The organism is Vibrio sp. McD22-P3 (genome assembly GCF_021568915.1).
GTDB lineage: Bacteria > Pseudomonadota > Gammaproteobacteria > Enterobacterales > Vibrionaceae > Vibrio > Vibrio mediterranei.
The window spans coordinates 24170-33197 of the sequence record NZ_JAKGTN010000037.1; the positions used below are offsets into that span (position 1 = coordinate 24170).

Genomic DNA, 9028 nt, shown 5'->3' on the forward strand with positions numbered 1-9028 from the left:
CAAAATTAGGCTTATGGAATATCGGCTAAATGGAGTTAGAAAGAGAGAAATATGCGTAAACGTTACCTAAGCCAGTTTTTCCTTATCATGGGCTTGACTGTCACATTCCCTGCTCTTTCGGCAGATTCTACTGCTCCTAGCCTCGCTTATTTTACTTTAGAACCAGAGTTGACGACGAACTTTTATACTGAGGGCAAGCGACTCGGTTATGTTCAAGTACGAATCGACGTTATGGTCGCAGATGCCAGCGACCTTGTTATTATTGAACATCATCAACCACTTATTCGTGATGCGGTTGTAGAGCTACTCGGTCGTCAAAATGCAGATGTCATCAAATCTTTGGCTGGTCGAGAAGAAATTCGTCACGCCTTAGTTGAAAATCTCAACAACCTACTGTTAGCAGAAACCGGTAAGGCCGTCATCGCCGACCTTTTATTTACCAAATACTTATACCAATAGGAAGCGCAACCTAACGCGCTTTCAAACGCTGGCTGTCCACCAACCCTAATACGATACCGCTTGCTAGACCAGTTAGGTGCGCCATATTGGCAATCGCCAAGAAAGGTTGGAAGAAACCGAGAATAAGCCAAACTAACATAAAGCCTACGATAGGCTTTTGAATGATAAGACCAAGCTCAGGTCGTTTCCAAGTGAGCATCCAAAGATATCCCACCAACGCATAAACTACGCCTGACAGGCCACCAAAGTTTGCACCCTCAACCCAGTATTGTCCGGTTCCAGATACCGCAGCCGATATCAAAAATATCTCAATAAGCTTCAAAGAGCCAAGACGTTTCTCAATATCGCCTCCTAGCTGCCACCACCACAATAAGTTAAAGATGATATGTAATGCCGAGAAATGCAGCAGTGCGTGAGTAAACCAACGCCAGATTTGCCATTGCTGTCCGTCGAGAGCAGGGAAATGCAAAGATGCAAAGATAGCTTCCCCCCAACCAAGCTGTTGCAAGATAAAAATCACTGAACAGATGAGCATGATACTCAAAGTCGCCACGCCGGCTTTTGCCTTAAGCAATGACATAAAGCTGGGTGTTTGATAATGGAATTTATTCTGTCGCGTCTCAGCCATGTCCCAAGAAGAGGCTTGGTACTTCGGATGATTAGGTTCGGTCAGAAATTGCTTGAGTTCAGCCTCCGCCTCGACTTGGTCTTCACTATGTATCAGCCACAAGGCAAATTGACCACTTCCTTCAGGCATCATTTGTACATCAATCTTTCTCGATGCCATATAATCGATAAATGCCTGACCCATTCTCGGGTTTTGAATCGTGATCAATCTAATCATAGTTATTTCTCTATTGGTAATTCGGCGCGCTGCCAAGCCTCAAAGCCACCATCAACACTATATACCTGCTCAAAACCTTGGTTTAGCAAATATTGCGCCGCACCTTGGCTACTGATGCCGTGATAGCACATAACCAACACTGGCGACTCAAACTCCACTTGCTGCATGAAATCAACAATGCTGTCGTTGGTAAGATGAAATGCACCCGAGGCATGCGCCACGGTAAATGCCTGAATATCACGAATGTCCACCAATCGTGCTTCTGAGTCACTGCTCAGTAGTTGATGTGCGTTGACCACATCGATGTGTTGAAACTGCTCCATAGAGTCTAAACCTTCACTTTCTTTGTGCACCAATCAATATCAAATTTAGTTTGGATTCGATGCTTTTTATACGTTGTTATTTCACGTCTGATAGTATCACTATTCAGTGTTGTCAAAGTACCGATAATCAATAAGGTTATCCACTTAAGCTTAAAAAACCACCATCTGTGTGTAACTCTGTGGATTGCGTTGATAAGGTGCTTTTAGATCCAATGATCCACAACATCTAGGTATGATCTTGATCTATCTGTGTGTAAAGCAAAAGGTATCCCCAGTTCCAAAAGCGCTTCAATCGACCGTTTATCGCTGCTTTCTGACAGTTGGTAAATAATTTTGTCACAGACTTATCCACAGGACACAAGTGAAAAATGTGATCACATAATTCGATCGTTTTGATTCTCCGATCAAAAGTAAAAAGGCCGAGATCTCTCGATCTCGGCCTTAATCATTTATTCTGCTTTAAACCAAGCTTAAAACTCGCCGACGGCTGCCTTAAGTTTCTTCATTGCGTTCTTTTCTAACTGGCGAATACGCTCCGCAGACACACCGTAGGTATCGGCTAAATCTTGCAACGTAGATTTGTTGTCATCCAACCAACGAGAGCGCACGATATGTTGACTACGCTCATCAAGCGTCGCAAGCGCGTGGCCTAAACGGTTATTGGTGTGAGTTTCCCAGTTCTGTGCTTCAAAGTCTTCTGCGAGATCTGAGCTCTTATCTTCAAGATAAAGCGCAGGTGCAGTGTATGAGCCGGTATCGTCATCATCGTTTTGCATTTCAAACGTTGAATCTTGAGCCGCGAGACGTGATTCCATCTCTCTAACTTCTGATGGCTCGACTCCCAGCTCTTTTGCTACTGTTTCTACTTCACCATTGTTGAACCAACCTAAGCGTTTTTTCGACTTACGTAGGTTAAAAAACAGTTTGCGCTGAGCTTTAGTCGTCGCAATCTTCACGATACGCCAGTTACGTAATACGTATTCATGGATTTCCGCTTTAATCCAATGCACCGCGAAAGATACCAGTCTTACCCCTACTTCAGGGTTGAAGCGCTTCACAGCTTTCATCAGACCAATATTGCCTTCTTGAACTAAGTCAGCCATAGGAAGCCCATAGCCAGAATAGCCACGAGCAACATGAACAACAAATCGTAGATGAGACAAAATCAGCCCTTTCGCTGCCTCTATTTCACCATCATAGTGTAATCGCTCTGCTAGTTCACGCTCCTCATCAGCCGTCAGCATTGGGTAGCTGTTGACTGAGCGGATGTAGCCATCAAGGCTATCTTGTGTCACTAATGCCATTGGATACGCTTGGTTTGCCATTCACTTCCTCATTCGTGTCGAGTGGGATTAACGCCTTCTCAATCCATCAATACTGAACCTTAATAGGCTGAGATTCAAGAAGGGGTTAGTAATTATGCATAATCAATTGGTCTAAACAAGGGTAAATGCCGATTAAATTTCATTCATTAATAGGTATTTTCTGCCCAGATGGGACTGAGCTCCCACTATCTCACTGAATAACTACATAATTATTAATAGTCACGTACAAGCGAACAATTGTTACACTCTGCGTCAGGATTGAGCAGCTTTGCCGCTCAATGAGTATTCTGACCTGAGTTTTCTAGACCGGTTCAATTTCTTTTAAGTGACGCTTAGCTGAAATTCTTGCTGCGCCTGTCCCCAAGAATAGTCCGAGCATCAGGATTAGCAAGGTCTCGTCCCAGCCGAGGCCAAGGAGTCGGAAATCACTATCATACAGAGTAGCAAGGTCGGTCACAGCGCTATTGAGTAGGACAGTAATCAACGCCGTCAATAACCAAGCAACAACCGCACCTAACAACCCAAACCACATACCTGAATAGATATACGGCCTCAAAATATAAGCATCGGTCGCACCAATCAATTTCATGGTTTGAATGGCTTCTTTATTGGCTAATACGTTAAAGCGCAATGTATTGCCCACAATCAAAAATACAGAAACCAACATCAGCACCGATAACGTCACGACTAATGTTGAGGCTAAGGTTTTGATTGCATCAAATCGACTCAACCAATCTTCATCGCGGCGAATATCGGTAATCTCTTCTTGAGTACGCAGCTTAGCCACTAAGTCTCGGTCAGTCTGTACGTCGGCATTCACTGGAATAATGGTAAGCACCCCAGGAAGCGCATAACCGTCAAGCAAACTCAGAGCCTGATCCAGGCCAGAGTGTTCACTGAGATCAGCTAAACCTTCTTGCGGCGTAATGTACTTAACCGAACTGACCTCTTCCCAACCTTCAATTGCGTCTTTAAGTACCAACACCCTTGCATCCGGCACACCGACGGAAATAAACGCGGTGACTTGCGATTGGCTCGCCACGTTAGAGGTCACTGCCACGACGTTCTTACCTAGGAGGTAAAGACAAGCTGGCATGGTTAGCGCCATAGAAATAACCGCCAGAGTTAGAATGTTACCCAATGGACGCTGCCACATCTCTACTAAAGACGCTTTTGCCTGCTTCCAATGCACAGTAAAGAAATTATCCGACTTTAAACGATGCTTTTTTGGCTTGCTATTTTTACGTTTAAACACCATCACTGACCTCACTTAAGAATCCTTGGTTCAGTTCAAGGTAACGATATTGAGGTCTAGAGCGAACCAAATGGATATCGTGTGTCGCCAACAAAATGGATACGCCTGCGCGGTTAAACTCTTCAAACAGCTTTAACACTTTGTTGGACAATTCAGGGTCTAAGTTACCAGTAGGCTCATCTGCTAATAGCATAGTAGGTCGGTTCACAACTGCTCGAGCAATACCCACGCGCTGCTGCTCACCACCAGACAACTGACTCGGTAGACATTTGGCCTTATCCAGTAAACCCGTTTTATCTAGTGCTGCGGAAACTCGACGCTTGATTTCATTTTCAGAGATAGATTCGATACGCATTGGCAGCGCCACGTTATCAAATACACTGCGATCCATTAGTAATCGATGGTCTTGAAATACGATACCAATGTTACGACGAAGGAAAGGGATATCCTTCGATGGCAAACGGCTGATGTCGTGATCGTTAAAAAGGATACGACCATCGGTTGGTCGTTCAATTGCACAGATCAGTTTTAACAGCGTACTTTTACCTGCGCCAGAGTGGCCGCCTAAAAACGCCATTTCGCCGCGTCGAAGGTGAAAATCCACTTTTTGCAACGCTTGTCTACCACCGCGGTAAGCCTTGCTCACTTGCTCAAATTTGATCACCGAATCATTCCCCTGATTGGATGCCTATTTTTGACAAGGGATGCTGCGCATCCCTTGAGTTTTACTTAGTCTTCTCGGCTAAACAGTGCGTCGATAAAGTCTTGTGTTTCAAATGGTCTCAAATCGTCAATACCTTCGCCCACACCAATATAGCGGATTGGGATTTGGAACTGGTCAGCTAAGGCAAAGATAACCCCACCTTTCGCGGTTCCGTCTAGCTTCGTCAGCGTAATGCCCGTCAGCGGTGCTACGTCGCTAAACAGTTTCGCCTGGCTAATCGCATTTTGACCGGTGCCAGCATCTAGCGTTAGCATGATTTCATGCGGTGCCGACTCGTCAATCTTCTTCATAACACGGACGATCTTGCGCAATTCTTCCATTAGGTTGGCTTTGTTTTGTAAGCGACCTGCGGTGTCAGCAATCACAACGTCAACGCCGCGCGCCTTTGCTGCTTCAATGGCATCATAAATAACTGACGCACTATCTGCGCCAGTATGCTGAGCAATAACCGGTACGTCATTGCGTTCGCCCCATATTTGAAGCTGCTCAACAGCTGCAGCACGGAAGGTATCACCCGCAGCCAGCATGACTTTCTTACCTTGGGCTTGATACTGCTTAGCAAGCTTACCAATGGTGGTTGTTTTGCCAACACCATTAACCCCTACCATCAGTATAACGAAAGGCATCTTAGTACTATCAACTTCCAGAGGCTTCTCAACATGGCTTAGAATCTCTGCCATTTCCTCTTTAAGCAGACCATACAGAGCTTCACCGTCTTTAAGATCAGCGCGAGAGGCTTTTTCAGTTAAGCTATCAATAATCTTAACCGTGGTGTTCATACCAACGTCAGCAATTAACAGCTGCTCTTCAAGCTCTTCAAACAGCTCATCGTCGATCTCTTTGCCTTTGAATAAGCCAAAGAAACCTGCACCAATATTGGCTTTTGTACGACTTAGGCTACGCTTTAGGCGCGCAAAGAAACTCTCAGTTGGCTTCTCTTGCTCTTGAACTCGAGCAATCACTTCTGCTTCTGCTTCTGCTTCTGCTTCTGCTTCTGCTTCTGCTTCTGCTTCTGCTTCTGCTTCTGCTTCTGCTTCTGCTTCTGCTTCTGCTTCTGCTTCAGTTGTTGGTTCCTGCTCTACCGTTTCAGGTGCTGTTTCTGCGGTGACCTCAACATCACTACTTTCTTGCTGCGGTTGTTCGGCTTCAACGTCAGCAGATGTCTCTTGTTGTTTTTGCGGTGCTTGCTCTTCATCACCAAAGCCAAGCCACGAGAGTAACCCGCGTTTTTTCTTTTCTGTCATCTGAAACTATCCTGAATACTGTCTTTTCAAATGGTCTTAAATTCGGATTTGCTTAAAACGCTATCTATTTACGACAAGCGATGCAAAAAATAATTGCGACAAAGCAGTGAAAACTTTTGTCAGAGATTGGTACACTTCGTCACTTATCCAATTAAGCTCTTTAATGAGCCCGTTATAGTAACACTTAATTGTCGGTCAAAAAATCTATGGTTAGACGTCGCAAGCAAACTCCATCACAAAAACCGTCCCAGAAGACGACATCTCGTTCAGGCGCCACTCGCGGGGGTAAGGCACCAATGGGGAGTGTGCGCATTATTAGCGGACTGTGGCGCGGACGAAAACTGCCGGTTCACGATGCAGAAGGACTCCGTCCAACCACCGATCGAGTCAAAGAAACGGTGTTTAACTGGTTAGCGCAAGATATTCCACACGCGAAGGTATTAGATCTTTTTGCTGGCTCAGGCAGCTTAGGATTTGAAGCGGCTTCTCGGCAAGCCGCGCAAGTCACTATGATTGAGCTCAACGACAAAGCTTACCAACAAATTATCAGCAATGTAGCGCTTGTTAAGGCAGACAATATCGTCACCCATCACGGCAATGCACTTAGCTTTTTAGACCAACCAGGACAACCACACGATGTGGTGTTTATTGATCCTCCATTTCGTCAAGGCTTGCTACCAGAAGTGGTTCAAAAACTTGAAGATAATGGTTGGCTTGCCGACAATGCGTTAGTCTATATTGAAACGGAAAAAGAATTACAAATCGACGTCATCCCAGAGCACTGGGATCCATTAAAAGAAAAAACGGCGGGTCAGGTTTGTTATCGATTATTTGAGAGGGAAACAAAATGAAAGCACTGTTAATGCTGGCGAAGATCGCCTTTGGATTTGTTTGGTTTGTATTGATACTGAATATTTTCCATCCATTCCCAGGAAAAGGTGCGATAGCGCTGTATATCATGACAGCCTTTCTGTTCTTAATGCATGGTGTGCAGATGGCCATTTTCCTTGGCGCCTTTGGTGACAAGCTCAAGCTAGGCACATGGGAAAAATACTCTATTCTAGCGTTCGGTATTTTCGCTCTGCTCGATATTAGACAAAAACACATGATGGGACCTGCTCCCGATAAAGCAGAAGATACTGAAAACAAATAAAAGAAAAGCCGCGAATGCGGCTTTTCTTTTTTAACTTCCCAAGTAGCTCTTTATCCCATCTAAGAACATCTGTGTCGAAATCATAACGAGCAGTAAGCCCATCAATCGCTCGACCGCTTTCAGACCTCTTTCTCCTAACAACTTATGGAAGAAACTGTAGAACATCAAAATAAAGAAAGTAGCGCCCCAAGCGATGAGAACTGCAAACGACAGGTCCGTCAGACTGTCGGGGTTTTGTGTTGATAACAACAGAATGGAGGCGATCACTGAAGGCCCAGCAATCATCGGGATAGCCATAGGAACAATAAACGGTTCGTCACCCGCCGCCAAGCCAGCCACACTGCCCGCCTGTGGGAAGATCATTCTTATCGCAATGATAAATAGAATGATACCACCAGAGATACTCAATGTTTCTGGTTTAACATGAAGGAAAGTCAGTATGCTCTGCCCCGCAAAAAGGAACAACATCAGAATGAGTAGAGCGAAGCATAACTCGCGTACTAGAACTTTCCGCCTTCGTTTCGGATCTAGATGTTTTAAGATGGAAAGAATAATAGGGAGATTGCCGAGCGGGTCCATGATGAGGAACAACATGGTCGCCGCGGAGAGTATATCCATGAATACAGCCTGCTAACGATAGATTTTCGTGAAGTATAGCAGGCTTAGTTGTCGTCTTTTAGTCGAAACAATCTCGTCTAATGAGAACAAACTCTCTCTATGTTTAGCTCCCATACTCCCTGATTCTCAATCACTTTCTGCTTTTCAACAAAAAAGGCCAACAGCGAATCAAGGTCAAAGCCTTCACGGCTGCAAGTGCGGAAGCGAGCTTCAGTTCCAAATTGCTCGATAACGGTTTGTTCTAACTGTTCGCGTGTCATTGGTTGTTCACGTAACAGATTAAGCACTTTATGAGCATGGATAGCAGCGGTCATTTGGTAATCCTCATTAAATCAACGATTGAATATTAACGTTAAAGTGGTCCCTTCCGTGATGATCTACCTCAATCGCACACTTTTTTGTGCTAGCTAATCGCAGAAGCCACGATTAACGCATGAGCTAAATAATAGCTGCCAGAGATGGCATAGCGCGCACGGCGCGAGTGAAAACGATATTTATCTAACGCCAATAACATGGCAGATAGGGCCATGGTGAGCGCTCCCAAGAAGCCTAATAAAGATGACATGCCACTTTGTGCTAACCAGGCTTCACCTGCTGCACACACTAAATGCACTAAAGAAATGCCCATCACGGTCACTGGAACCAGAAATGAGTCAAGGCGAGGTAACAGTAGAAAAAAGGTGACTATAGCGATACATAGCATCAAAGCGGGCAACCACAGCACAAATTGGCTATTCACCTGTCCCCACATAGCCCAGCCATAGAGAGATTGAGCAATTAGATACCCAACAAAACTAAGCTTGGCAAACCGAGTGTATTGACCAGAAGCATCACTAAATAAGAAGACAACTAACCCCAGTAGCACCAAAAGCTCATACTTGGTTTCTAAACCTGAAGTCGCCAACAGCACAATTAGTAAACTATGAGTCAAAGCGCTAAAAAGCACACTTCGAGACTTATCGCCTTTTTCTACAGCAAAAATAAGGTTCATCGCGGATTAGCGTGAGCCGATAAGAAAAACGGCAGTTGTGGTATGTTTTAGTCGCCAAACAAAAATATACAAACAACCGCCGTTTTCATGTC

At 44.8% G+C, this 9028-nt stretch carries 12 protein-coding genes; 3 read left to right on the forward strand and 9 right to left on the reverse strand.

What is annotated here, in order from left to right; genetic code table 11:
• Nucleotides 1-51 precede the first annotated feature (51 nt).
• Nucleotides 52-459, forward strand: a complete 408-nt coding sequence (locus L2W36_RS26120; RefSeq protein ID WP_006074966.1) for a flagellar basal body-associated protein FliL — start codon at nucleotides 52-54, stop codon at nucleotides 457-459.
• Between the two features lie 10 nt (nucleotides 460-469).
• Here the strand turns inward: L2W36_RS26120 and glpG are convergent, their stop codons facing one another.
• The 6 genes from glpG to ftsY all read right to left on the reverse strand — a co-directional run bounded on the left by glpG (nucleotide 470) and on the right by ftsY (nucleotide 6174).
• Complete coding sequence (gene glpG / locus L2W36_RS26125) at nucleotides 470-1303, reverse strand: rhomboid family intramembrane serine protease GlpG (protein ID WP_006074965.1); 834 nt, start codon at nucleotides 1301-1303, stop codon at nucleotides 470-472.
• A gap of 2 nt (nucleotides 1304-1305) precedes the next feature.
• Nucleotides 1306-1626 (reverse strand): thiosulfate sulfurtransferase GlpE, encoded by a 321-nt coding sequence (gene glpE / locus L2W36_RS26130; protein ID WP_006074964.1) that lies wholly within the window; start codon nucleotides 1624-1626, stop codon nucleotides 1306-1308.
• A 470-nt stretch (nucleotides 1627-2096) separates the two neighbouring features.
• Nucleotides 2097-2951, reverse strand: coding sequence for an RNA polymerase sigma factor RpoH (gene rpoH, locus L2W36_RS26135; protein ID WP_038231119.1), 855 nt, complete (start codon nucleotides 2949-2951; stop codon nucleotides 2097-2099).
• Nucleotides 2952-3252: 301 nt separating this feature from the next.
• Nucleotides 3253-4209 (reverse strand): permease-like cell division protein FtsX, encoded by a 957-nt coding sequence (gene ftsX, locus L2W36_RS26140; RefSeq protein ID WP_236111975.1) that lies wholly within the window; start codon nucleotides 4207-4209, stop codon nucleotides 3253-3255.
• On the reverse strand, nucleotides 4199-4870 hold the full coding sequence (ftsE, locus tag L2W36_RS26145) for a cell division ATP-binding protein FtsE (protein ID WP_038231118.1): 672 nt from the start codon (nucleotides 4868-4870) through the stop codon (nucleotides 4199-4201). Before ftsE ends, ftsX begins: the two co-directional genes overlap by 11 nt.
• A 65-nt stretch (nucleotides 4871-4935) precedes the next feature.
• Nucleotides 4936-6174, reverse strand: a complete 1239-nt coding sequence (ftsY, locus tag L2W36_RS26150) for a signal recognition particle-docking protein FtsY (protein WP_236111973.1) — start codon at nucleotides 6172-6174, stop codon at nucleotides 4936-4938.
• Nucleotides 6175-6380: 206 nt separating this feature from the next.
• Here ftsY and rsmD point away from each other — a divergent pair, with 206 nt between their 5' ends.
• Nucleotides 6381-7025: a 16S rRNA (guanine(966)-N(2))-methyltransferase RsmD gene (gene rsmD, locus L2W36_RS26155; RefSeq protein ID WP_031497060.1), complete on the forward strand. Its 645-nt coding sequence runs from the start codon at nucleotides 6381-6383 to the stop codon at nucleotides 7023-7025.
• Nucleotides 7022-7327 (forward strand): DUF1145 domain-containing protein, encoded by a 306-nt coding sequence (locus L2W36_RS26160; protein WP_006074718.1) that lies wholly within the window; start codon nucleotides 7022-7024, stop codon nucleotides 7325-7327. The genes rsmD and L2W36_RS26160 overlap by 4 nt, the downstream gene beginning before the upstream one ends.
• Before the next feature lie 30 nt (nucleotides 7328-7357).
• Here the strand turns inward: L2W36_RS26160 and L2W36_RS26165 are convergent, their stop codons facing one another.
• The 3 genes from L2W36_RS26165 to L2W36_RS26175 form a co-directional block, all read right to left on the reverse strand.
• Nucleotides 7358-7945, reverse strand: coding sequence for a YhgN family NAAT transporter (locus L2W36_RS26165; RefSeq protein WP_006074717.1), 588 nt, complete (start codon nucleotides 7943-7945; stop codon nucleotides 7358-7360).
• Between the two features lie 77 nt (nucleotides 7946-8022).
• On the reverse strand, nucleotides 8023-8259 hold the full coding sequence (locus tag L2W36_RS26170; RefSeq protein WP_038231115.1) for a YecH family metal-binding protein: 237 nt from the start codon (nucleotides 8257-8259) through the stop codon (nucleotides 8023-8025).
• Nucleotides 8260-8348: 89 nt separating this feature from the next.
• Entirely contained in the window at nucleotides 8349-8936 is a 588-nt protein-coding gene (locus L2W36_RS26175) for a lysoplasmalogenase (RefSeq protein WP_236111974.1), read from the reverse strand.
• Nucleotides 8937-9028 lie beyond the last annotated feature (92 nt).

Coding starts and splice junctions, on each gene's coding strand:
- rpoH (WP_038231119.1), bottom strand. CDS start 2,951: ATGGCAAACCAAGCGTATCCAATGGCATTAGTGACACAAGATAGCCTT.
- glpG (WP_006074965.1), bottom strand. CDS start 1,303: ATGATTAGATTGATCACGATTCAAAACCCGAGAATGGGTCAGGCATTT.
- glpE (WP_006074964.1), bottom strand. CDS start 1,626: ATGGAGCAGTTTCAACACATCGATGTGGTCAACGCACATCAACTACTG.
- L2W36_RS26175 (WP_236111974.1), bottom strand. CDS start 8,936: ATGAACCTTATTTTTGCTGTAGAAAAAGGCGATAAGTCTCGAAGTGTG.
- ftsX (WP_236111975.1), bottom strand. CDS start 4,209: ATGGTGTTTAAACGTAAAAATAGCAAGCCAAAAAAGCATCGTTTAAAG.
- rsmD (WP_031497060.1), top strand. CDS start 6,381: ATGGTTAGACGTCGCAAGCAAACTCCATCACAAAAACCGTCCCAGAAG.
- L2W36_RS26120 (WP_006074966.1), top strand. CDS start 52: ATGCGTAAACGTTACCTAAGCCAGTTTTTCCTTATCATGGGCTTGACT.
- L2W36_RS26165 (WP_006074717.1), bottom strand. CDS start 7,945: ATGGATATACTCTCCGCGGCGACCATGTTGTTCCTCATCATGGACCCG.
- ftsY (WP_236111973.1), bottom strand. CDS start 6,174: ATGACAGAAAAGAAAAAACGCGGGTTACTCTCGTGGCTTGGCTTTGGT.
- L2W36_RS26160 (WP_006074718.1), top strand. CDS start 7,022: ATGAAAGCACTGTTAATGCTGGCGAAGATCGCCTTTGGATTTGTTTGG.
- L2W36_RS26170 (WP_038231115.1), bottom strand. CDS start 8,259: ATGACCGCTGCTATCCATGCTCATAAAGTGCTTAATCTGTTACGTGAA.